Annotated in this window: 19 protein-coding genes; 9 read left to right on the forward strand and 10 right to left on the reverse strand. The window is 73.3% G+C overall.

The window, feature by feature from the left end; all coding sequences use genetic code 11:
• Window positions 1-68 precede the first annotated feature (68 nt).
• Both ACZ60W_RS04420 and ACZ60W_RS04425 read left to right on the forward strand, forming a co-directional pair.
• Entirely contained in the window at window positions 69-1,145 is a 1,077-nt protein-coding gene (locus ACZ60W_RS04420; protein ID WP_469753851.1) for an MsnO8 family LLM class oxidoreductase, read from the forward strand.
• Between the two features lie 9 nt (window positions 1,146-1,154).
• The gene (locus ACZ60W_RS04425) at window positions 1,155-3,509 is read left to right on the forward strand and encodes an ATP-binding cassette domain-containing protein (protein WP_469753852.1); all 2,355 of its coding nucleotides are present in this window, start codon (window positions 1,155-1,157) and stop codon (window positions 3,507-3,509) included.
• Between the two features lie 20 nt (window positions 3,510-3,529).
• Here the strand turns inward: ACZ60W_RS04425 and melC2 are convergent, their stop codons facing one another.
• From melC2 to ACZ60W_RS04450, 5 genes are all read right to left on the reverse strand, one after another.
• The gene (gene melC2 / locus ACZ60W_RS04430; protein WP_469753853.1) at window positions 3,530-4,357 is read right to left on the reverse strand and encodes a tyrosinase MelC2; all 828 of its coding nucleotides are present in this window, start codon (window positions 4,355-4,357) and stop codon (window positions 3,530-3,532) included.
• Window positions 4,358-4,380: 23 nt separating this feature from the next.
• Entirely contained in the window at window positions 4,381-4,776 is a 396-nt protein-coding gene (gene melC1 / locus ACZ60W_RS04435; RefSeq protein ID WP_469753854.1) for an apotyrosinase chaperone MelC1, read from the reverse strand.
• A gap of 291 nt (window positions 4,777-5,067) precedes the next feature.
• Window positions 5,068-5,817 (reverse strand): succinate dehydrogenase/fumarate reductase iron-sulfur subunit, encoded by a 750-nt coding sequence (locus ACZ60W_RS04440; protein ID WP_469753855.1) that lies wholly within the window; start codon window positions 5,815-5,817, stop codon window positions 5,068-5,070.
• Window positions 5,814-7,760, reverse strand: coding sequence for a fumarate reductase/succinate dehydrogenase flavoprotein subunit (locus tag ACZ60W_RS04445; RefSeq protein WP_469753856.1), 1,947 nt, complete (start codon window positions 7,758-7,760; stop codon window positions 5,814-5,816). Before ACZ60W_RS04445 ends, ACZ60W_RS04440 begins: the two co-directional genes overlap by 4 nt.
• A 2-nt stretch (window positions 7,761-7,762) precedes the next feature.
• Window positions 7,763-8,488, reverse strand: a complete 726-nt coding sequence (locus tag ACZ60W_RS04450) for a succinate dehydrogenase (RefSeq protein ID WP_469753857.1) — start codon at window positions 8,486-8,488, stop codon at window positions 7,763-7,765.
• 96 nt (window positions 8,489-8,584) lie between these two features.
• Between ACZ60W_RS04450 and ACZ60W_RS04455 the strand changes: the two genes are divergently transcribed.
• Window positions 8,585-9,463, forward strand: coding sequence for a LysR family transcriptional regulator (locus ACZ60W_RS04455; protein ID WP_366306382.1), 879 nt, complete (start codon window positions 8,585-8,587; stop codon window positions 9,461-9,463).
• Window positions 9,464-9,574: 111 nt separating this feature from the next.
• Here the strand turns inward: ACZ60W_RS04455 and ACZ60W_RS04460 are convergent, their stop codons facing one another.
• Together ACZ60W_RS04460 and ACZ60W_RS04465 are read right to left on the reverse strand one after the other, a co-directional pair.
• Window positions 9,575-11,740, reverse strand: coding sequence for a putative bifunctional diguanylate cyclase/phosphodiesterase (locus tag ACZ60W_RS04460; RefSeq protein ID WP_469753858.1), 2,166 nt, complete (start codon window positions 11,738-11,740; stop codon window positions 9,575-9,577).
• On the reverse strand, window positions 11,737-12,549 hold the full coding sequence (locus ACZ60W_RS04465; RefSeq protein WP_469753859.1) for an SAM-dependent methyltransferase: 813 nt from the start codon (window positions 12,547-12,549) through the stop codon (window positions 11,737-11,739). The genes ACZ60W_RS04460 and ACZ60W_RS04465 overlap by 4 nt, the downstream gene beginning before the upstream one ends.
• A 531-nt stretch (window positions 12,550-13,080) precedes the next feature.
• Here ACZ60W_RS04465 and ACZ60W_RS04470 point away from each other — a divergent pair.
• From ACZ60W_RS04470 to ACZ60W_RS04480, 3 genes are all read left to right on the forward strand, one after another.
• Window positions 13,081-13,836, forward strand: coding sequence for a hypothetical protein (locus ACZ60W_RS04470; RefSeq protein ID WP_469753860.1), 756 nt, complete (start codon window positions 13,081-13,083; stop codon window positions 13,834-13,836).
• Between the two features lie 120 nt (window positions 13,837-13,956).
• Window positions 13,957-14,721, forward strand: coding sequence for a bestrophin-like domain (locus ACZ60W_RS04475; protein ID WP_469753861.1), 765 nt, complete (start codon window positions 13,957-13,959; stop codon window positions 14,719-14,721).
• Between the two features lie 168 nt (window positions 14,722-14,889).
• Window positions 14,890-15,444, forward strand: coding sequence for a hypothetical protein (locus ACZ60W_RS04480; RefSeq protein ID WP_469753862.1), 555 nt, complete (start codon window positions 14,890-14,892; stop codon window positions 15,442-15,444).
• A 152-nt stretch (window positions 15,445-15,596) separates the two neighbouring features.
• On the opposite strand, the gene ACZ60W_RS04485 is transcribed toward ACZ60W_RS04480, so the two are convergent.
• Window positions 15,597-16,121, reverse strand: coding sequence for a hypothetical protein (locus ACZ60W_RS04485; protein WP_469753863.1), 525 nt, complete (start codon window positions 16,119-16,121; stop codon window positions 15,597-15,599).
• 582 nt (window positions 16,122-16,703) lie between these two features.
• Here ACZ60W_RS04485 and ACZ60W_RS04490 point away from each other — a divergent pair.
• Window positions 16,704-17,366, forward strand: coding sequence for a class F sortase (locus ACZ60W_RS04490; protein ID WP_469753864.1), 663 nt, complete (start codon window positions 16,704-16,706; stop codon window positions 17,364-17,366).
• A gap of 107 nt (window positions 17,367-17,473) precedes the next feature.
• Here ACZ60W_RS04490 and ACZ60W_RS04495 read toward each other — a convergent pair whose 3' ends face one another.
• Window positions 17,474-18,352 (reverse strand): polysaccharide deacetylase family protein, encoded by an 879-nt coding sequence (locus ACZ60W_RS04495; protein WP_469753865.1) that lies wholly within the window; start codon window positions 18,350-18,352, stop codon window positions 17,474-17,476.
• 162 nt (window positions 18,353-18,514) lie between these two features.
• On the opposite strand from ACZ60W_RS04495, the gene ACZ60W_RS04500 reads away from it, so the two are divergent.
• Window positions 18,515-18,919, forward strand: coding sequence for a universal stress protein (locus tag ACZ60W_RS04500; protein WP_469753932.1), 405 nt, complete (start codon window positions 18,515-18,517; stop codon window positions 18,917-18,919).
• 59 nt (window positions 18,920-18,978) lie between these two features.
• Here the strand turns inward: ACZ60W_RS04500 and ACZ60W_RS04505 are convergent, their stop codons facing one another.
• Window positions 18,979-20,178, reverse strand: coding sequence for a CapA family protein (locus ACZ60W_RS04505; RefSeq protein ID WP_469753866.1), 1,200 nt, complete (start codon window positions 20,176-20,178; stop codon window positions 18,979-18,981).
• A gap of 259 nt (window positions 20,179-20,437) precedes the next feature.
• On the opposite strand from ACZ60W_RS04505, the gene ACZ60W_RS04510 reads away from it, so the two are divergent.
• Entirely contained in the window at window positions 20,438-20,998 is a 561-nt protein-coding gene (locus ACZ60W_RS04510; RefSeq protein WP_469753867.1) for a sigma-70 family RNA polymerase sigma factor, read from the forward strand.

The raw sequence follows: 20,998 nt of genomic DNA on the forward strand, positions 1-20,998 counted from the left end.
GGGCCGCTCGGGACATTCCGGCGGCCCCCCTCCGGGAATCCCTCCCGCTCCCCGGCGTTGAACCCGGTGTGAGCACCTTCCCCGGCGACATCCGCTTCTCCGTCCTCGACCGGTCACGCACCCGGGTGGGCGAGGACGCGCCCCGGGCGCTGCGGGACACCGTGCGCCTCGCCCAGGAGGCGGAGGCGCTCGGCTACCACCGTTTCTGGGTCTCGGAACACCACGGGGTCCCCGGCGTGGCCGGTTCGGCTCCGACGGTGCTGGCCGCCGCCGTGGCGGGCGCCACCTCCGCCGTCCGGGTGGGCACCGGCGGGGTGATGCTCCCCAACCACCGGCCGCTGGTCGTCGCCGAGCAGTTCGGCGTCCTGGAGTCCCTCTTCCCCGGCCGGATCGACATGGGGGTCGGGCGCTCGGTGGGCTTCACGGACGGGGTCCGCAGGGCCCTGGGGCGGGACAAGGACGAGGCCGACCGGTTCGCCGAGCAGCTCGACGAACTCCTGGGCTGGTTCACCGGCGGTCCGGCCGCCCACCCCCAGGTGCACGCGAGGCCCGCCGAGGGGCTGCGGGTGCCGCCGTTCGTCCTCGCCACCGGGGAGGGCGCGGGGATCGCGGCGCACGCGGGGCTGCCGCTGGTCATCGGCGACCTGCGCTCCCGCGACCGGGTGCTGACGGCCGTCGACGCCTACCGCGCCGCCTTCCGGCCCTCGTCCTGGGCCGCCGAGCCGTACGTCGTCGTCGCCGGGACGGTCGCGGTGGCCGCCACCGAGGCCGAGGCGCGGCGGCTCCTCGTCCCCGAGGCGTGGGCGCTCGCCCACGCGCGCACGCGGGGCGACTTCCCACCGCTCGACGCGCCGGAGCGGATCGAGGCGCTGGCGATGACGGAGAAGCAGCGCGGGTTCTACGAGGCGGGGCTGACCGGCCATCTGCACGGCACGGAGGAACAGGTCGCCGCGGCGCTCCGGGAGGCCGTGCGGGAGACGGGGGCCCAGGAGGTGCTGGTGACCACCAGCACCCACGACCGCGCGGCACTGACCGAGTCCTACCGCCGGCTGGCGCGCGCCGTCGGCCTGGCGCCGCGGGGGCGGACGGCCGTCCCCTGGCCCGAACCACCGCCCCGACCAGGTCAAACGCCGATCGGCGGCTAAAATCGACCCATGCACGACAGTCCGCACGATCCGTACGTCCGCGTCCGCGGCGCCCGTGAGCACAACCTCGCCGGGGTGGACGTCGACATCCCGCGCGACGCGCTGGTGGCGTTCACCGGGGTCTCCGGTTCGGGCAAGTCGTCCCTGGCCTTCGGCACGATCTACGCCGAGGCGCAGCGGCGGTACTTCGAGTCGGTGGCGCCGTACGCGCGGCGCCTGATCCACCAGGTGGGGGCGCCCGCGGTCGGCGAGATCACCGGACTGCCGCCGGCGGTCTCCCTGGAGCAGCGGCGCTCCTCGCCGAACGCCCGCTCCTCCGTCGGCACGGTGACCACCCTGTCGAACTCGCTGCGGATGCTGTTCTCCCGGGCAGGCCGCTATCCGGACGGTGCGGAGCGGCTCGACTCCGACGCCTTCTCGCCCAACACGGCGGCGGGCGCGTGTCCTTCGTGCCAGGGTCTGGGGCGGGTGCACGAGACCAGCGAGGAACTCCTGGTGCCGGACCCCGGGCTGTCGATCCGTCAGGGCGCGATCGCGGCATGGCCGGGCGCCTGGCAGGGCAAGAACCTGCGGGACGTCCTGGACGCGCTCGGCCACGACGTGGACCGGCCGTGGCGCGAGCTGGACGCCGAGGACCGGACGTGGATCCTCTTCACCGACGAGCAGCCGGTGGTCACCGTGCACCCGGTGCGCGACGCCGACCGCATCCAACGCCCCTACCAGGGGACGTACATGAGCGCCCGGCGCTACGTCATGCGGACCTTCTCCGACTCCAAGAGCGCCTCGCTGCGCGCCAAGGCGGAACGCTTCCTCACCAGTGCCCCCTGCCCGGTGTGCGGCGGTGGCCGGCTGCGGCCGGAGGCGCTGGCGGTCACGTTCGGCGGCCGGAGCATCGCCGAGCTGGCCTCGCTGCCGCTGACCGAGCTGTCCCGGCTGCTGTCCGCGGCCGCGGCCGGCGGCACGGAGACGTCCCGGGTGCTCACCGAGGACCTCGTGGCACGGATCGCCACGGTCACCGAACTCGGCCTCGGCTACCTGAGCCTGGACCGCGCCACCCCCACCCTCTCCAGCGGGGAGCTCCAGCGGCTGCGGCTCGCGACCCAGCTCCGCTCCGGACTGTTCGGCGTGGTGTACGTGCTCGACGAGCCGTCCGCCGGCCTGCACCCCGCCGACACCGAGGCCCTGCTGGTGGTGCTCGACCGGCTCAAGGCCGCCGGGAACTCCGTCTTCGTCGTCGAGCACCACCTCGACGTGGTGCGGCATGCCGACTGGCTCGTGGACGTCGGCCCGCGTGCCGGGGTGCACGGCGGGCGGGTGCTGCACAGCGGCCCGCCGGGCGGCCTCGCGGAGGTCGAGGACTCCGCGACCCGGCGCTTCCTCTTCGACCGGGAACCGGCTCCGGTCCGGACGGTGCGGTCGCCCGCCGGATGGCTGCGGACGGGGCCGGTCACCCGCCACAACCTGGACGGGGTGGACGCGGCCTTCCCGGTCGGCGTCCTCACCGCCGTCACGGGCGTCTCGGGTTCGGGCAAGTCCACCCTCGTGGGGGCGCTGACGGCGGAGCTCTCCGGCGTGGGCCGCCTCGTGACGGTGGACCAGCGGCCGATCGGCCGGACACCGCGCTCCAACCTCGCCACGTACACCGGGCTCTTCGACGTGGTGCGGCGGCTCTTCGCCGAGACGGAGGAGGCGACGGCCCGCGGCTACAAGGCGGGGCGCTTCTCCTTCAACGTGCCCGGCGGGCGCTGCGAGACCTGCCAGGGCGAGGGCTTCGTCTCGGTGGAGCTGCTGTTCCTGCCGAGCACGTACGCGCCCTGCCCGGACTGCCACGGCGCCCGCTACGACCCGGAGACCCTCCAGGTCCGTCTGCGGGGCCTGACCATCGCCGAGGTCCTCGGCCTCACCGTGGAGTCGGCGGCCGACTTCCTCGCGGACGTCCCGGCCGCCGCGCGCAGCCTGCGGACGCTGATGGACGTCGGCCTCGGATACCTCGGGCTCGGTCAGCCGGCCACCGAGCTCTCCGGCGGCGAGGCCCAGCGGATCAAGCTCGCCTCCGAGCTCCAGCGGCCCCACCGCTCCCCCACCCTCTACGTCCTCGACGAGCCGACGACCGGTCTGCACCCGGCGGACGTCGAGGTCCTCATGCGCCAGCTCCACGGCCTCGTGGACGCCGGGCACACGGTGGTCGTCGTCGAGCACGACATGGACGTGGTGGCCACCGCCGACTGGGTCGTCGACCTCGGTCCGGGCGGCGGCGACGAGGGCGGCCGGGTGGTGGCCGCCGGTCCGCCGGCCGAGGTGGCGCGGGCGGCGGACGGCCGCACCGCGCCGTATCTGGCCCGGGCCCTGGGGTCCGGGGCCTGAGCCGCCGGACCCCGGGGCCGTCAGGCCGCGGTGTCGAACGTGTAGTGACGGGTGTGGTCCAGCATGTCCGCCGGCGTCACGTCGTTCCACGGGCGCATGGTGTCCCGGAGGTCGACGACGTTCGCGGTGCCGGCGGCCGGCAGGTACGTCGAGCGGGGGTGACGGGCCTGCCAGTCGGCCCACAGCTTGTCGATGAAGGCGTGGTGCAGCCAGAACACCGGGTCGTTGGGCGAGACCCCGGTGGCCATCTGGCCGCCGACCCAGACGTGGACGCGGTTGTGGAGGTTCACTCCGCGCCACCCCTCCAGATGGTTGCGGAAGCCGTCCGAGGAGCTGTTCCAGGGGGCCGTGTCGTACGTCTCCATGGCGAGGACGGAGTCCACCTCCGCCCGGGTCGGGAGCTGGCGGCCGCCGGCGCCGAGGTCGCGCCGCAGGTAGTCGCGCCCGTCGACGCGGACGGTGACGGTCCAGCGGTTGCCGCTGCGGGCGAACGCGCCGTCGGTCACCTGGCCGTCGCGGGCCCGTCCGGTGCCGCCGAGGAAGTCGGGCGCCCAGATCGAGGAGCGCGAGGTGCGGTCGGCGGTCCAGTCCCAGTAGGGAAGGGTGACGGTCGCGTCGACCGACTGGAGCGCCTGCTCGAACTCCAGGAGGAAGCGCCGGTGCCAGGGCAGGAACGACGGCGACCGGTGGCCGACGCGGTCGCCGTTGTCGGTGTCGCTCATGATGAAGGCGTTGTGCGTGGTGACGAAGGTGTCGTACCGCCCGGAGCGCTTCAGCTCCAGGAGGGCGTTGACGAAGCGCCGCTTCTCGTCGGCGGTGAGGGTGGCCTGGTTCTTGCGTATGGTCATGGTGGTGCCGCTTCCTGGATCGGTCAGCCGAGGGTGAGGGGTACGAGCGGTGCGCCCTGGAGCTCGCGGACGGCCGCGCGGGCCACCGCCTTGGGCGTGGCGACCGGCTCGTAGTGGTTGATCACGCTGATCCAGGTGCCGTCGGCGTTCTGCATGACGTGCAGCTCCTCGCCGTCGATCGTCACGGCGTAGCCGCCTCCGTGGTGTCCCCCGTGGTGACCGCCCCCGTGCGAGGGCCCGCCCTTGATGCGGCGGCCCTGGTAGACCTCGTCGAAGGAGCCGGGAGCCGCCGGGGCGGCCGCGGGAGCGGCGTCCCGGGGACCGGCGGCCAAGGCGGAGCCGGCCAGGGCGACGCCGGCGGCGGCGCCTGCCGCGCCGGCCGCGACGCCGAGGACCCGGCGGCGGGTGATGTCGGACATGAAACCCCCAATTGGTCTGTGCGACCGGGGGTTTGGTCATGTGCCCCCGGCATGACCATCAGTACCCGGGGGTGTCGGCGCGGCGGAAATCACCGCAGGACGGTTGGCCGTGAAGTGGACAATATGCGGGGAAAAGTCCAGGTTTGAACTGAGTTGATCTTGCTGTCACGCGCGACAGAAGCACCCCTGAGCGAAGATCTTACGGAGAAGGTGATCGTTTTGTGAACGATCTTTCACTCAGGGGTGCGAGGTGTGGCGGAGCCCACGCCCGCAGACTGTCCGGATCCGGCCTCAGCCGCGCGGACCCTTCCGCTGCGCCCGCAGCCACTCCCGGTTCATCGCCGCGATCGACGGAAGCGGGATGCCCTTCGGGCAGGCCGTCGCGCACTCCCCGGTCAGGGTGCATCCGCCGAAGCCCTCGGCGTCCATCTGCGCCACCATGTCCAGTACCCGGGTCTCGCGTTCGGGCGAGCCCTGCGGCAGGACTTTCAGGTGGTTGATCTTGGCCGAGGTGAACAGCATCGCGGAGCCGTTGGGGCAGGCCGCCACACAGGCGCCGCAGCCGATGCACTCGGCGTGCTCGAAGGCCGAGTCGGCGTCGGCCTTGGGCACCGGCGTGGCGTGGGCCTCCGGGGCGGAGCCGGTCGGGGCCGAGATGTAGCCGCCCGCCTGGATGACCCGGTCGAAGGCGGACCGGTCGACGACCAGGTCCTTGACGACCGGGAACGCGGAGGCGCGCCACGGCTCCACGTCGATCGTGTCGCCGTCCCGGAAGGAGCGCATGTGGAGCTGACAGGTGGTCGTGCGCTCCGGGCCGTGGGCGTCGCCGTTGATGACGAGGCTGCACGCCCCGCAGATGCCCTCGCGGCAGTCGTGGTCGAAGGCGACGGGGTCCTCGCCGCGCAGGGTGAGGTCCTCGTTGAGGGTGTCGAGCATCTCCAGGAAGGACATGTCGGGCGAGATGCCGTCCACCGCGTAGGTGGCCATGGCGCCGTCGGCGCCGGCGTTCTTCTGGCGCCAGACGCGCAGGTTGAGCCTCATGCGTAGCTCCGCTGGGTGGGGTGGACGTACTCGAAGGCGAGCTCCTCCTTGTGGAGGACGGGGGCCCCGCCGGCCCCGCCGAACTCCCAGGCGGCCACGTACGCGAACTCCTCGTCGTGGCGGGCGGCCTCCCCGTCCGGGGTCTGGGACTCCTCGCGGAAGTGGCCGCCGCAGGACTCGGCGCGGTGGAGTGCGTCGAGGCACATCAGCTCGGCGAGCTCCAGGTAGTCGACGATCCGGTTGGCCTTCTCCAGGGACTGGTTGAACTCCTCGCCCGTCCCCGGCACCTTGACCCGCCTCCAGAACTCCTCGCGGATCTCGGGGATCCGCGCCAGGGCGGTCCGCAGCCCTTCCTCGGTGCGGGCCATTCCGCAGTGCTCCCACATGAGTTCGCCGAGCTCGCGGTGGAAGGAGTCGGGGGTGCGGTCGCCGTCGACGGCGAGCAGGAGGTTCAGCCGGTCCTCGGTCTCCGCGAGCACCTCCCGGACCGCCGGATGCCCGTCGGTGACGGCCTCGGCGTGCGGATGGCGCGCGAGGTAGTCGTTGATGGTGGCCGGCAGGACGAAGTATCCGTCGGCCAGGCCCTGCATGAGGGCCGAGGCGCCGAGCCGGTTCGCCCCGTGGTCGGAGAAGTTGGCCTCCCCCACGGCGAAGAGACCGGGGACGGTCGTCTGCAGGTCGTAGTCGACCCAGAGCCCGCCCATCGTGTAGTGCACGGCGGGGTAGATCCGCATCGGCACCTCGTACGGGTTCTCGGCGGTGATCCGCTCGTACATGTCGAAGAGGTTGCCGTACCTCTCCTCCACCGCCCCGCGACCCATCCGGCGGATCGCGTCGGCGAAGTCCAGGTAGACGCCCTGGCCCCCGGGACCGACGCCGCGCCCCTCGTCGCAGACGTTCTTGGCGGCCCGCGAGGCGATGTCCCGCGGCACCAGGTTGCCGAAGGAGGGGTAGATGCGCTCCAGGTAGTAGTCGCGCTCGTCCTCGGGGATCTGCGCGGCGGGGCGGGTGTCGCCCTTCGCCTTCGGCACCCAGATGCGGCCGTCGTTGCGCAGCGACTCGCTCATCAGGGTCAGCTTCGACTGGTGGTCGCCGGTGCGCGGGATGCAGGTGGGATGGATCTGCGTGAAGCAGGGGTTGGCGAAGTACGCGCCGCGCCGGTGGGCCCGCCAGACGGCGGTGGCGTTGGAGTTCATCGCGTTCGTCGACAGGTAGAAGACGTTGCCGTAGCCGCCGCTGGCGAGCACCACCGCGTCCGCGTAGTGGGTCGAGATCTCCCCCGTGACGAGGTCGCGTGCGACGATCCCCCGCGCCCGCCCCTCGACCACGACCAGGTCGAGCATCTCCGTACGGGCGTGCATCTCCACGTTCCCGGCGGCGATCTGCCGGGACAGCGCCTGGTAGGCGCCCAGCAGGAGCTGCTGTCCGGTCTGGCCGCGCGCGTAGAAGGTACGGGAGACCTGGACGCCGCCGAAGGAGCGGGTGTCGAGCAGGCCGCCGTACTCGCGCGCGAACGGCACACCCTGCGCCACGCACTGGTCGATGATCTCCACCGAGATCTGCGCGAGCCGGTGGACGTTGGACTCGCGGGCCCGGAAGTCGCCGCCCTTGACGGTGTCGTAGAAGAGGCGGTGGATCGAGTCGCCGTCGTTGCGGTAGTTCTTGGCCGCGTTGATGCCGCCCTGGGCGGCGATCGAATGGGCCCGTCGTGGGGAGTCCTGGAAGCAGAACTGGACGACGTGGTAGCCCTGTTCGGCCAGGGTCGCCCCGGCCGAACCACCGGCGAGGCCGGTGCCGACGACGATGATCCGGTGCTTGCGGCGATTGGCCGGGTTCACCAGCTTCGCCTCGAAGCGGCGGGTGTCCCAGCGCTCGGCCACGGGACCCGCGGGCGCCTTGGTGTCGGCGAGCGGGGCGCCGACGGCGTAGTCGACATGGTTCATGGTCAGCTCACCACTCCGGTCATGACGGCGACGGGGACGGAGACGAAGCCCGCGGTCAGCACGAGCGCGAGGACGTTCGCGGTCACCCTGAGAAGACGCTCACGGCGGGCGCTGCCGACCCCCAGGGTCTGCGCGGCGCTCCAGAAGCCGTGGCGTACGTGCAGGCCCACCGCGAGCATGGCGACGAGGTAGATGACGTTGCCGTACCAGGTGGAGAAGGTGTCGATCACGTTCTGGTACGGCCTGCCCTCCTCGAAACCGCCCGGGTGGACGGTGCCGGTGGTCAGGTCCAGCACGTGCCAGACGATGAACAGGGCGAGGACGATCCCGCCCCAGCGCATGGTCCGCGTGGCGTACGAGGCGCGCCTGCGCCGGTGGACGTACGCCGTGGGGCGGGCCTTCACGTCCCGCCGGCTGAGCTGGTACGCCGAGACCGCGTGGGCCACGACCGCGGCGACCAGCACCAGCCGCACGATCCAGAGGGCCCACTCGTGGTGCAGGACGGGCGCGCCCACCACCCGCAGCCAGTGGGCGTAGCCGTTGAACTCCTCGGGACCGAAGAAGACCTTCAGATTGCCCGCGACGTGGGCGACGAGATAGCCGAGCATGATCAGCCCGCTGACGGCCATGACCGTCTTCTTGCCGAGGGTCGACGACCAGAATCCGCGGGACGGTGTGGGGGACGGCGGGCGGCCCGCCGTGCGGTCCCTCGTGGGTGCCAGAGCCATGCACACGACGCTAGGGCCGAAGGCCCCGAGAGGTCCAAGACATGGTCCGGCTCATCTCGATAGGACACGCCTATCCATATCGCCTACGCTGGCCTCATGCAGTTCCAGCAGCTCCTCTACTTCGTCGCCGTCGCCGAGACCCGCCACTTCACCCGCGCCGCCGAACGCGTCCACGTCTCCCAGCCCTCCCTCTCCCAGCAGATCAAGGCCCTGGAACAGGAACTGGGCGCGGAGCTCTTCAGCCGCGCCCGCGGGAACATCGCCCTCACCGACGCCGGCGAGGCCCTGCTGCCGCTCGCCCGCCGCATCCTCGCCGACACCGAGACCGCGCGCCTCGAAGTACAGGAACTCGCCCAGCTCAAGCGGGGCCGGGTACGGCTCGGGGCGACCCCCAGCCTCTGCACCGGACTCCTCCCCGACGTCCTGCGCACCTTCCACGACCTCCACCCGGGGATCCAGCTCCTCATCGAGGAGGGCGGCTCCCACGACCTCGTCCGCGAGCTCGCCCGCGGCGCGCTGGACCTCGCGCTCGTCGTCCTCCCCCTCCCCACCCCCTCCCCCGCCCTCACCACCGTCGAGCTGCTCCGCGAGGACCTCGTCGTCGTCTCCTCCGCCTCCGCGCCCGCCCCCCGCCGGCCCGTCCGCATCACGGACCTCCGCGACCAGCCGCTCGTCATGTTCCGCCACGGCTACGACCTCCGGGAGCTCACCGTCGCCGCCTGCCGCGCCGAAGGCTTCGAACCCACCTTCACCGTCGAGGGCGGCGAGCTCGACGCCGTCCTCGGCTTCGTCCGCGCCGGGCTCGGCCTCGCCGTCGTCCCCACCATGGTCGCCGCCCGGGCCGGCCGCGACCTCCGCGTCACCGCCCTCGCCCGGCCCGGACTCCGCCGCACCATCGCCCTCGCCCACCGCAGCGACGTCGCCCCGCCCCGCGCCGCCCGCGAACTCCAGAACCTCCTCCTCCGCACCCGCTGAGCCCGGGGACCGCGCCGTGCCCGCGACCGCACCTGGCCCCGCTCCGGGCGCAGGGGGCGCGCGGCAGGACCCCGGGGCGGCGGGCGCGGCGCGGCCCAGGGGCCCCAGGGGTCAGATCGCGTCGGCGAGGAGGAGGGAGTGGATGCGGTCGGGCGCGCCGGGGCGGGCGTAGTACCAGCCCTGGGCCGTGTCGCAGCCGAGGTCACGGAGCTGGCGGGCCTGCGCGCCGGTCTCGACGCCTTCGACGGTGACGGCGAGTTCGAGGCTGTGGGCCAGGGAGACGATCCCTTCGACGATCTTGAGGTCGACGGGGTCGACGGGGTGCTGCTGCATGCCGCGGGTGAAGGACCGGTCGAGCTTGAGGACGCTGACGGGGAGACGGCGCAGGTTGGCGAGGTTCGAGTAGCCGGTGCCGAAGTCGTCGAGGGCGATGTCGACGCCCATCTCGGCGAGTTGCCGCAGCGGCTTGAGGAGGTCCTCGTCGGCGCCGATGAGGGCGGATTCGGTGACTTCCAGGCAGAGCGCGCCGGGTTCGAGGCCGGACCGCTCCAGGACGTCGACGGTGTCGGCGACGAGGCGGGGGTGGTGGAGCTGGGTCGGGGAGAGGTTGACGTTGATGCGCAGCGGGCCGCCGTCCGCGTGGCGGGTCTGCCAGAAGCGGGCCTGGCGCACGGCTTCCTGGAGGACCCAGCGGCCGAGCGGCACGATGAGGCCGGTGTCCTCGGCGAGGGGGATGAAGCGGTCGGGCCCGAGCACGCCGTGCTGCGGGTGGCACCAGCGGACGAGCGCCTCCGCGCCGTGGACGCTGCCGTCGTCGAGGTGGACGAGGGGCTGGTACTCGATGAAGAACTCGCCGCGTTCGAGGGCGGTGGGCAGGGCGGTGGTGAGTCCGTGCCGGGTGATGGCGCGGGCGTCGGCCTCGGGGTCGGCGAGTTCGAAGCGGTTGCCGCCGGCGGACTTGGCCCGGTACATGGTGATGTCGGCGCTGCGGAGCACCTCGGCCGGGGTGCGTTCGCCGGCGGGGCCCTCGACGACGCCGAGGCTGCCGCGGACGGTGAGTTCGCGGCCGTCGATGCGGAGGGGGGTGGCGAGGGCGGCGAGGATGCGGTCGGCGAGCTCGGTGACGTCGCGTTCGCCGCCGGGGGCGGTGGTGAGGGCCACGAACTCGTCGCCGCCGAGCCGGGCGACCATCTCGCCGGCGCCGGTGACGCAGCTCTGCAGCCGGTCGGCGACCTCGACGAGCAGCCGGTCGCCGGTGGAGTGGCCGAGGCTGTCGTTGATGACCTTGAAGCCGTCGAGGTCGAGGTAGCAGAGGCCGAAGCGGGCGTTGTCGCCGGGCACGAGCGCCTTCTCCAGGCGTTCGAAGAAGAGGGTGCGGTTGGGCAGCCCGGTGAGCGCGTCGTGGGTGGCCTCGTACCGCAGGCGCAGGTGGAGCAGGCGCCGTTCGGTGGTGTCCTCCAGGAGGGCCAGCTGGTACTGGGGGCGGCCTTCGGCGTCCCGGAGGAGCGAGACGGTGAGGTTGGTCCACAGAACCGTTCCGTCACCGCGGTAGTAGGGCTTCTCGACGCGGTAGTGCTCACGTTCGCCGCGGACGAGCTCCTCGTACAGCTTCCAGACGTGGGGCCCGTCCTCGGGGTGGACCCATTCGCTGACGTTCCGGCTGCGCACCTGGCCCTCCATCCCGCCGAACATGCGGGTGAGGGTCTCGTTGATCTCCAGGATGTTGCCGTCGAGGTCGGCGATGCCGATGCCGATGGCGGCGCCGTCGAAGACGGCGCGGAAGCGGCTCTCGGTGGCGTGCAGGGCGATCTCGGCGGCGCTGCGGGCGGTGAGCGCGGAGCGGGCGATCGCCTCCTGTTCGGCGCGGGTCCGTTCGCGCAGGGCCTGGGCGTAGCCGGTGGCCATGGCGTGCTGGAGGCGGGAGCACCGGGCGCGGAGCTCCTCGGCGGGCAGGTCGGACCCGGCGCCGCAGTAGAGCACCAGGTACGAGTCGACGACGCCGAGGCTGCGGCCGAGCGCGTCCGGGTCGGTGCAGTGGGCGTCGATGAGGGCCGCTCCGGTGCGCAGGGCCGGGGCCGTGTCGAACGGCCGGGCGTGCAGCGCGTCGTACAGGGTGCGCGCCAACGGCAGCAGGTGGACCTCGAACTCGGCGCGGGTGAGCGAGGTGGCCGTGACCGGGAAGATGGCGCGGCTCCAGATGGTGACGAACCTCCGGAGCCGGTCCTCCGGGCCATCGGCCTCCGTGAGCGCGCCGGTCGGCTGCGACGGGACCTTCACGCCTTGCGCCCCACCCCTGCGAAACCGGAGAAGGCGTAAGGATCCTCCTCCTCGACCGGGCTCTCCGGTCGCCAGAGCGGCATCGGGACGAGGCCGGGCTCGACCAGTTCGGTGCCCTCGAAGAAGCGGGCGATCTCGTCGCTGGACCGCATCACCAGGGGGTTGCGGATGTTCCGGTAGACGCCGACGGTGCCGCCGGCCTCCTCCTCCAGGAGCGGGATGCCCTCGTAGGAGGCGTGGGTGACGACGACGAGGCTGCCGGGGGCGAGGGCGTCGAGGAGTTCGGCGACGGCCTCGTGCGGCCGGTCGTCGTCCTCCAGGAAGTGCAGGACGGCGACGAGGAGGAGGGCGACGGGCCGGTCGAGGTCGATGAGCCGGGTCGCCTCGGGGCTGAAGAGGATCTCGGCGGGCTTGCGCAGGTCGGCGGCGACGACCGCGGCGGCCTCGTCGCCCTCCAGGACGGCGCGGCTGTGGGCGACGGCGACCGGGTCGTGGTCGACGTAGACGACGCGGGCGGAGGGGTCGGCGGCCCGGGCGACCTCGTGCACGTTGCCGAAGGTGGGTATGCCGGAGCCGATGTCCAGGAACTGGGTGACGTCGTTGTCAACGGCGTGGCGGACGGCGCGCCGCATGAAGGCACGGTTCGCCTGCATGATCTTGGGGAGGCCCGGCATGAACTCCATGGCCTTGCGCGCGGCTTCCCGGTCCACTTCGAAATTGTGCGAGCCGCCCAGATAGAAGTCATACATACGGGACACGCTCGGCACCGAAATGTCGATGCCGGGCGGGGCCCAGGCGGGACGCTCCATCGATGTCTCCAACAAGTCGCCACGGAGGATGCGGCCATGTGTTCGTGGCCGGTGTTCGAGGTGAGGCTACTGATCGCCCGCCGGGAGAGCGAGTAGAAACGGAAATTAGCGGTCCGTTCTTGGTCACACGCCATTGGCACGTGCGCAAGGAACGCAGAGTTCACGCCTTCAGGCTGTGCACATTCACGTGCATTCGAGCGTGCGCCGATGACGTCCAAGACGCCGTTCCGCGGCCGACGGTTCCTCAGACTCGGCTCCCACCTGGGTCGTTGTCCGTGCCGGGAGGGTGTCGCCGGTGCAGGATGCCCCGTCGGCCGCCCGTTCCGACAGGGAGAGATCCGGACACGTACCGATCGGGGTCCTGGAAGGAGTCCTCTCGCATCACCTCGGTCGGCCCTACCGGTCATTGCACCGATTCCGTGGGCGACGCGCGGTGAAACGTCAAGTCCACACAACCGGAGATGCCCTCCATCCGGCGAATCCCGCTCGATTCCGCCCCGCGAAGCCCCCGATGTGATCAGGCTCGACGGCGTGTCTCTCAACGGATCACTTCTCGCGCGGCCGGTGGCGGCCCTGGGACTGCTGTGGCTCCTCGCCTCACCCGTACCGGCCGCCGCCGACGCCTGCGCCTACGCCTCGACCGACGCGGGCGGGGCGCACCTCGCCGTGGCCTCCGCCGGCGGCCACGGCGACGACGACGCGTCCCGGGGCCGCGGCGGGGGCGACGGCCCCGGGGGAGGCGAGGACCGCGGCGACGGCAAGGGCCACGGGAACGGCCACGGCAAGGGCCACGGGAAGGGCCACGGGAACGGCCACCACCATCACCCGAAGCCCTGTCCCCCCAAGCCGCCTCCGCCGTGCCCGACGCCCACGCCCACGCCCACCCCCGAGCCGACGCCCACACCGACGCCGAAGCCCACTCCCAAGCCCCCCACCCCCACGCCGACCCCGAAGCCCACCCCGAAGCCGGAGCCGCCCCCGCCGGCGCCCCGGCCCACCCCTCCCCCGCCGCGGCCCGTGCCGAAGCCGCCGGCCGCCCCTCCCGCGCCCCGCGCGGCCGCCCCGCCGCCGCCCCCGACCACGAGACCGCCCGAGCCGGCTCCCGCGCCGCCGCCCCCGCCGACCGCGCGGCCCCGCCCCCCGGCCCCCACACCGGTGGCCCTGCCCCATTACCGCCCCGCCACGAAGGCCAAGCGGGAGGCGAGCACGTCCGTCGTCACGGCGACCCTGATGATCACCGCCCCGGCCGTGCTGGCGACGGCGATCCTGCGCCCCCGGTCCAAGTGACACGCCGCCGCCCCGCGCCGCCGTCCCGCGCCCCCGACCTCGCCGTGGCCCGCTCCGCCGTCCCCTCGATCCGCCGTCCCGTCGTCTCGTCGTCCCGCTGAATCCCGCCGGAGAACTCCCATGTCCGAATGGCTCGTTCTGACCCTTGCGATGGCGGCCGCCTGTGCCGTCGTCCTCACCATCGTCGTCATCAACAACCGTCGGATCCCCGAGGACGACGACCCGAGCGAGACCCCCGACGTCATCGAGTACATGACGATGATGATCGGCGTGATCTACGCGATCGTCCTCGGCCTGGCGATCGCCGGCGTCTGGGAGGCCCGCGGGGCCGCCCAGGAGACCGTGCGCCAGGAGGCGCAGGCGATGCACGAGATCTCGGCCCGCGCCGAGGTGTACCCGCAGGCCGTCCGGTCGGGCATCCGCGCCGACGTCGACGCCTACGTCTCCTACGTGATCCACGACGAGTGGACGTACATGTCCGAGCACGGCGAGCTGAGCGAGGAGGGCACCGCGCTCCTGGAGCGGGTCCGGCGCAGCGTCACCGACTACCAGCCCGCGAACGACTTCGAGGGGCAGGCGTACCAGCCGCTGGTGGACCAGGTCGCGGCGGCCGACGACGCCCGCGGGGCCCGGGGCCAGAACGCCGGGGAGACCATGCCGGGAGTGGTGTGGTTCGGCCTGATCATCGGGGCGCTGGTGACGGTCGGCCTGATCTTCACGCTCCAGATCCGCAGGACCGGCCGGGAGCTGCTGCTGGCCGGGCTGTTCAGCGTGCTGATCGCGTTCCTGCTGTTCCTCATCTGGGACTTCGACGCGCCGTTCGGCCGGGGCATCTCGGCCACCGCCGCGCCGTTCGCCGATCTGTTCCCGCACCTCACACGGTGAGGCGACACGCCCCCGTGGGCCACTCGGGGGACCTCCGTGCCCCATTCGCACGTCTGGGATCGCGGCTGTGGTAGTGCGCTCCTAGCGTTTCCGGCGACGAGGTGTACGCACGGTCTTTGGCGGAAGCCCCCCTTCCGCGGCTGCCCCTCGGGACCCGGAGGATTCACCATGCGCGCGATACGTGCCGCTACCACTGCCCTGTTGGGGGCGGCCGCCCTCGCCCTGGCCGCCCCCGTCGCCCTGGCCGCCGACGGCGTTCCCGCCCCCGGCCCCAAGGTACGGGCCAAGGCCCCGGGCGATTTCGTCGTGTCGCCGTCGGTCGTCGCCCCGGGCGGGCGGGTGACGCTGAGCGCTCCCGGCTGCGCCAGTACGGCGACGGCCTCGGCCGGCATCTTCGACACGGTCACGATCGCACCGGGGGCGACGGCCTCGGCCACGGTGGACCTGGACGCCAAGCGCGGCGCCGTGTACACGGTGCTCTTCAACTGCACCGGCGGCGTGCAGGACACCGTCGCCCTGACGATCAGCGGCTCCCCCACCGCCACTCCGACCATCAGCGCCACGATCCTGACGCCCCCGCGCGGGGTGCAGGGCGGGCTCGGCGGCTCGATGGCGCCCAGCGGCACCGAACTGGCCGCCGGCGGGGCGCTCGTGCTGGCCGCCGCCGCGGGCGGCGCGCTCTACGTGGTGCGCCGCCGTTCCGGCGCCGGCCGACGTCACTGACCGGGCGTCGTGACCCGGCCCCGAGCGGTGCGCGCGGCCGCCCGACGGAAGTCGGGCGGGGCGGCGGGCGTCCCCGGACGCCCGTCGCCCCCGGGTCCCGGTGGGGACTCGGGGGCGACGGGCACGGTGGGCCGACCGGGAGGTTCGGCCGGTCAGACTCCCACGCCGGTCACGCGCCGGCGGCGGGCGATGAAGACACCGCCGCCGAGGGCGGCCGCGGCGACGAGCGAGCCGCCGATGGCCATCTCCGTGGAGCTCGGCGCCATCGAGCCGCCGAGGCCGCCCTGCGCGCCCTGGCCGGCGAGCACGCGGAACGGCTGCGTGAGGGTGCGGCCGTTGCACTGGACGGCCAGGTTGTACTGGCCGGGCGTGGCGTTGTTGAAGATGCGCGGGGTGGCGGTGGACACCCCGTTGACGGCGGCGGGGAGCGTGGTCGTCGGGAAGGCGTTCGACGTGACCGTGCCACCGGCGCAGCCGCGGACGGTGATCGTGAGGATCGCGCCCTGGTGGACCGCGAAGGGGGACACGGTGACGCCGTTGGAACCGTCTCCGCCCCGCTCGGCCTGGAGAGGGACCGTCACGTTGCTGGGCCCGTTGGTTGCGGTGGCGAGGGGGGCCGCGAGTCCGAGCGCCGCGAACGCGGTCGCCGTCACCGCCAGAGTGCGTGCAGCACGCATGGTTGAACCTCCTGTGGAAGACGCCCCAAAGCGGTGCTCCGGGAGATTCGACGAGTACGCCTTCCATGACGAACCATCACAAGTCGGTGCGAGCCGTGCATGTCGGCACTGGGCCACCCCGGTGAGGCGACACGCCGAGGAACGGAGCCTGCGGGGCGACGGATGCGCAGGTCACAGCCGTTCGTGATGCTTATCTGACGATTACTCGGATGGGTCAGCCCGGACGTCACCCGGCTGCGCCCCGGCCCCCCTCCGGCGGGTCCCCCGCGCCCGCCCCCGTACCGTCCGCCCCCGCGCCCGCCCCCTTACCGTCCGCCCCCGTGCCGTCCGGCGCCGCCTCCGCCCGCCCTCCCGCGGCCGCCGCCCCGGCCCGCACCTCCGCCGCACTTTTGCCGCGTCTCCGCCACACCTCCGCCCTGCCGCCGCCGTGAGTCGCCCGTGGGGTCGCCCTCACCCCTCCCCCGGCTCCCGGCGAAGGCACCGGCACCCGTCCGGCAGCGGGCCCCCACCCGTTCGCACCGTCCGGCGCGACGGCGCGCGCGACCGCCTTTACCGTTCTGACGACGCCGAGAAGGGAGAACCATGCCCCCGAAGGACTTCCGCGTCTTCGAACGCAGGAGACGCCGCCCCTGGGGCGTACTGGCCCTCGCCATGCTGTCCGGGCTCGCGATGATGCGCAACGGGGTGGACGTCTCCGACGGTCCGCCCCAACCCGCCGCCGCCGCGCGGCCGGTGGCGCATCCGGTCGCCCCGCCCCCGCCCGCCGCGCGGACCGGTCTGGAACCGCTGCCCTTCGCGCCGGCGTCCCGGATCAAGATCCCGGCGATCCAGGTGGCGGCGCCCCTCATGGACGTGGGCCTGGACGCGGACGACTGGGTGGCGGCCCCGCCCCCGGAGGACCCCAACCTCGCCGGCTGGTACCAGAACGGCGTCGCCCCCGGGCAGCGCGGCACCTCCGTGATCGTCGGCCACGTCGACAACGCGAAGGGCCCGGCCGTCTTCTACGGTCTGGGCTCGCTCCAGAAGGGGCAGCACGTCGAGGTCGAGCGGTACGACGGCCGGGTCGCGGTCTTCGAGATCTACGGCGTCGAGGTGTACGCCAAGGACAACTTCCCCGGCGTGCAGGTCTACGCCGACAACGGGGAGCCGGAGCTCCGGGTGATCACCTGCGGCGGCGGCTACACCCGTGCGCGCGGCTACGACGGCAACGTCGTCGTCTACGCCCGCATGGTCGGCTCGCGCTAGGACATGCCCGGGAGGGAGCGCCCCCTGCCCGCGGTACCGGGCAGGGGTGACGGACGGTGGAGGGCCCCGGCACCTGGTGCCGGGGCCCTCCACCGCGACGCGGCGGGTCAGCGCCGGGGCACGGTGATCCGGTAGCCGGCGTCGAGGAGTTCGGGCAGGTAGCGGCGGAGCGCGGCGACGCTCTGGGAGCGGTTGCCGCCCGCGTCGTGGGAGAGCACCACGGTGCCCGGCGCGGCTCCGTCGAGGACGCGGCGGACGATGCTGTCGGTGCCGGGCTCCTTCCAGTCCAGGGTGTCGACGGTCCAGGCGAGCGGTTCCATGCCCAGCTCGGCGCCGATCTCGAAGGAGTGCCGGTTCCAGGCCCCGTAGGGGGCCCGGTACCAGAGCGGGGCGCTGCCGAGGGCCTTCTCGACGATCTCGCTGGTGGAGCCGAGTTCGTCGCGGATGCGGGAGGGCCGCAGCTTGGGGATCAGCGGGTGGGACCAGGAGTGGTTCCCGACGACGTGCCCGTCGGCGTCCATCTCCCGCAGCAGGTCCTGGTTCTCGACGGCCATCTCGCCGCAGACGAAGAACATCGCACGGCAGTCGTGGCGGCGCAGGGTCTCCAGGATCGCCGGCGTGTACCGGGGGTCGGGGCCGTCGTCGAAGGTCAGCACCATGGACCGGCCGACGCCCGACATGCTGAGGAAGGGCCGCTGCCGCACGGGCGGCACCGCGCGCCGGAAGGACGGCGGCGCGTAGGCGGTCATCGGCTGGAGCCGGTAGGACGTCGGGCTCAGGCGGGACGTGCCGGCCTGCGGTCCGGCGGCCGGGCCGGGACCCGCGGCGCCGCCTCCGCGCCCTCCCCCGGACGCGCCCTGGGGACGGGACGCGGTGCCGGAGACGGGCTCCGGGGCGGCGAACCGGTCGGCCGCGAGGACGCCGACGGTGGCGGTGGCCCCCAGGGCGGCGGCGAGCCGCAGCACCGTCCGTCGACCACTGGTCATCTGATCCTTTTTCATGACCAATAGTCCCTACGGGCGAGCGTCCCCACCCTTCACCGACACCGGGCCCCCGTCCGAAAACACCCGATGAGCCGATAGCCTCGACGCGTGAGCGCACATCAGCCCGGGCGGTTCGAACGCGGTACCGACGGCCCCAAAGTGATCATGGCCGGGATAGACGGCTCCGCCTCGTCGCTGCGTGCGGCTGCCTACGCGGCGGGGCTCGCCCGCCGCCAGGACGCACTCCTCGCGCTCGTGTACGTCCAGCCGGTGATCGCGGCCGGCGCCGCGCTCGGCGCGCCCGTCTCGGGCACCACCCAGGAGATCGCCGACGACCTCGCGCAGGAGATCCGGGCGTCGGCGGAGCGGGTGCGGGACCTGTGGCGGATGCGCTGGGAGTTCCACACCTTCCGGGGCGACGCCTACGCGGGCCTGGTCCAGGCGGCGGAGGAGCTGCTCGCGGACGCCGTGGTGGTGGGCGCCTCCGAGTCCGCCGGGCACCGGTTCGTCGGCTCGGTGGCCGTCCGCCTGGTGAAGGCCGGCCGCTGGCCGGTCACCGTGGTGCCGTGACCGGCCGCACGTCCTGAGGGCCCGCCCGGCTCCGCCGCGAGGGGGCGGGCCCGGACGGGCTACTCCGCCATGACCAGGCCGTCCTTCTCGGCGCCCCGGCTGAACACCACCTGGCGGATCGTGTCGCGGATCTCGGCATGGCGCGGGTCGCGGCCGTCGGCGACCAGGTCGACCACCCGGCCGCGCGCGGTGTCGAACCACTGGGGGACGAACTCGGCCTTCGTGACCTCCCAGCGCCCGCCGGGCGTCCGGGGCGGGACGAAGGTGAAGCGGCCGAGGGTTCCCTGGTTGCCGCGGGGGTCGTGGGCGCCCTCGTGGTTGATCATGTCGCCGGCGATCTGGTCGCCCATCCCGTAGACGATCCAGACCCCGTTGACCTTCTCGTACGCCTGCGGGACGTGGGCGTGGGTGCCGATGATCAGGTCGATGTCAGGACGTCCGCCGGTCCGGGAGGCGGTCAGCGCGCGCCCGAGGGAGAGCTGCCGCTCGTCGGGCTCGGTCTGCCATTCGGTGCCCCAGTGGACGCTGACCACGACCACGTCCGCGCCGGCGGCCCGGGCGGCGCGCGCGTCGGCGACGACCTTCCTCTCGTCGAGCAGTCCGACGGCCCAGGGCCGGCCCTCGGGCATCGGATAGCCGTTGGTGCCGTAGGTGTAGGCGAGCTGGGCGACGGTGGCGCCGCCGGCCTTGAGCAGCGCGGGCCGGGCGGCCTCCTGCGCGGTGCGGGCCGAGCCGGCGTGACGGACACCCGCCCGGTCGAGGGCGTCGAGGGTGCGGGCGAGGCCCTCCGGGCCGTCGTCGAGCGTGTGGTTGGAGGCGGTGGAGCAGGAGTCGTATCCGGTGGCCCTGAGCGCGGCCGCGACCTCGGGCGGTGACGTGAAGGCGGGGTAGCCGGTGTAGGGCCCGCCCTCCCGGCCGTACACGGTCTCCATGTGGCAGAGGGCGAGGTCGGCTCCGGAGACGACGGGCTTCACCCCGGCGAACATGGGGCGGAAGTCGTACCCGTCGCCCCCGGCGTCGTCGGCGGCGCGGCGGATGATCGAGTCGTGCGGCAGCACGTCGCCGGAGGCCACCAGGGTGAAGCCGACCGGCGCCGAGGCCCCGCCGGGCGCCGCGGAGGGGGCCGGGGGCGATCCGGGGGTCCTCCCGGGGACGGGGGTCCCGCCCGTGCCGCCGCCTCCTTCGGCGCAGCCGGTCGCCGCCGCGAGCAGGAAGGCGGCGAGGACCGCCAGCCCGGCGGGCGTGGTGCGTGAGGTCATCTTCGGCTCTCCAGCCCGCTCATCCGATGAACATCTGTTCTGATGAATTGAGCTCGCGGAAATGCCCCAGTCAAGGGTCAAGGCCGTGGACGCCCATGAACCCCGCTGAAACGGACGCAGCGACTCCGTCCGACCGTTCGCCGTACCATTCGTCGCTCGGTGCGACCGTTCGTCGCAGACCCCTGTCCGTTCCCTGTCCCTCGTCCTCCGGATGCGCTCGTATACGGCCGGACGACGAGCCGCGGGAGAGGCGGGCAGCATGACGACGGCGACGACCGACGAGCGGACCCTGGAGGAGCTGCAGCGGGAGCACGGCCCCGCGCTGCTCTCCTTCCTGCTGGGGCTGACCTACGGGGACCGGCAGCGCGCCGAGGACCTCGCCCAGGAGACCCTGGTCCGGGCCTGGCTCCACCCGGAGGCCTTCGACGCCGCCTACGCCTCGATCCGGCCGTGGCTCTTCACCGTGGCCCGCAGGCTCGCCATCGACGCCCGCCGCTCCCGGCTCGCCCGGCCCACCGAGATCGGGGACGGCGTCCTGGCCGTGACCCCCGACCCGGCCGACCCCACCGCCTCCGCCGAGGCCGCCCTCGACGTGCGGGCGGCCGTCCGGGAGCTGAGCCCCGAGCACCGGGCGGTCCTCGTCCGCCTGTACTTCCACGGCCTCACCGTCAACGAGGCCGCCGTCGAGCTCGGCATCCCCGCCGGGACCGTCAAGTCCCGCTCGCACTACGCGCTCCGCCAGCTCGGCCGCTCGCTGCCGGGCTACCGGCCGCCGCGCCGCACGGGCGTTGCCCGCCCCCGGGCCGGGGCCTCACAATGA

It is taken from the genome of Streptomyces sp. NPDC104202 (assembly GCF_055584185.1).

Excerpts from the sequence above, each read along its gene's own strand:
- ACZ60W_RS04485 (WP_469753863.1), bottom strand. The coding sequence starts at position 16,121 with ATGCGTGCTGCACGCACTCTGGCGGTGACGGCGACCGCGTTCGCGGCG.
- ACZ60W_RS04505 (WP_469753866.1), bottom strand. The coding sequence starts at position 20,178 with ATGACCTCACGCACCACGCCCGCCGGGCTGGCGGTCCTCGCCGCCTTC.
- ACZ60W_RS04450 (WP_469753857.1), bottom strand. The coding sequence starts at position 8,488 with ATGGCTCTGGCACCCACGAGGGACCGCACGGCGGGCCGCCCGCCGTCC.
- ACZ60W_RS04495 (WP_469753865.1), bottom strand. The coding sequence starts at position 18,352 with ATGACCAGTGGTCGACGGACGGTGCTGCGGCTCGCCGCCGCCCTGGGG.
- ACZ60W_RS04490 (WP_469753864.1), top strand. The coding sequence starts at position 16,704 with ATGCCCCCGAAGGACTTCCGCGTCTTCGAACGCAGGAGACGCCGCCCC.
- ACZ60W_RS04480 (WP_469753862.1), top strand. The coding sequence starts at position 14,890 with ATGCGCGCGATACGTGCCGCTACCACTGCCCTGTTGGGGGCGGCCGCC.
- ACZ60W_RS04500 (WP_469753932.1), top strand. The coding sequence starts at position 18,515 with ATGGCCGGGATAGACGGCTCCGCCTCGTCGCTGCGTGCGGCTGCCTAC.
- ACZ60W_RS04425 (WP_469753852.1), top strand. The coding sequence starts at position 1,155 with ATGCACGACAGTCCGCACGATCCGTACGTCCGCGTCCGCGGCGCCCGT.
- ACZ60W_RS04510 (WP_469753867.1), top strand. The coding sequence starts at position 20,438 with ATGACGACGGCGACGACCGACGAGCGGACCCTGGAGGAGCTGCAGCGG.
- ACZ60W_RS04475 (WP_469753861.1), top strand. The coding sequence starts at position 13,957 with ATGTCCGAATGGCTCGTTCTGACCCTTGCGATGGCGGCCGCCTGTGCC.
- ACZ60W_RS04465 (WP_469753859.1), bottom strand. The coding sequence starts at position 12,549 with ATGGAGCGTCCCGCCTGGGCCCCGCCCGGCATCGACATTTCGGTGCCG.
- ACZ60W_RS04455 (WP_366306382.1), top strand. The coding sequence starts at position 8,585 with ATGCAGTTCCAGCAGCTCCTCTACTTCGTCGCCGTCGCCGAGACCCGC.
- ACZ60W_RS04445 (WP_469753856.1), bottom strand. The coding sequence starts at position 7,760 with ATGAACCATGTCGACTACGCCGTCGGCGCCCCGCTCGCCGACACCAAG.
- melC1 (WP_469753854.1), bottom strand. The coding sequence starts at position 4,776 with ATGTCCGACATCACCCGCCGCCGGGTCCTCGGCGTCGCGGCCGGCGCG.
- ACZ60W_RS04440 (WP_469753855.1), bottom strand. The coding sequence starts at position 5,817 with ATGAGGCTCAACCTGCGCGTCTGGCGCCAGAAGAACGCCGGCGCCGAC.
- melC2 (WP_469753853.1), bottom strand. The coding sequence starts at position 4,357 with ATGACCATACGCAAGAACCAGGCCACCCTCACCGCCGACGAGAAGCGG.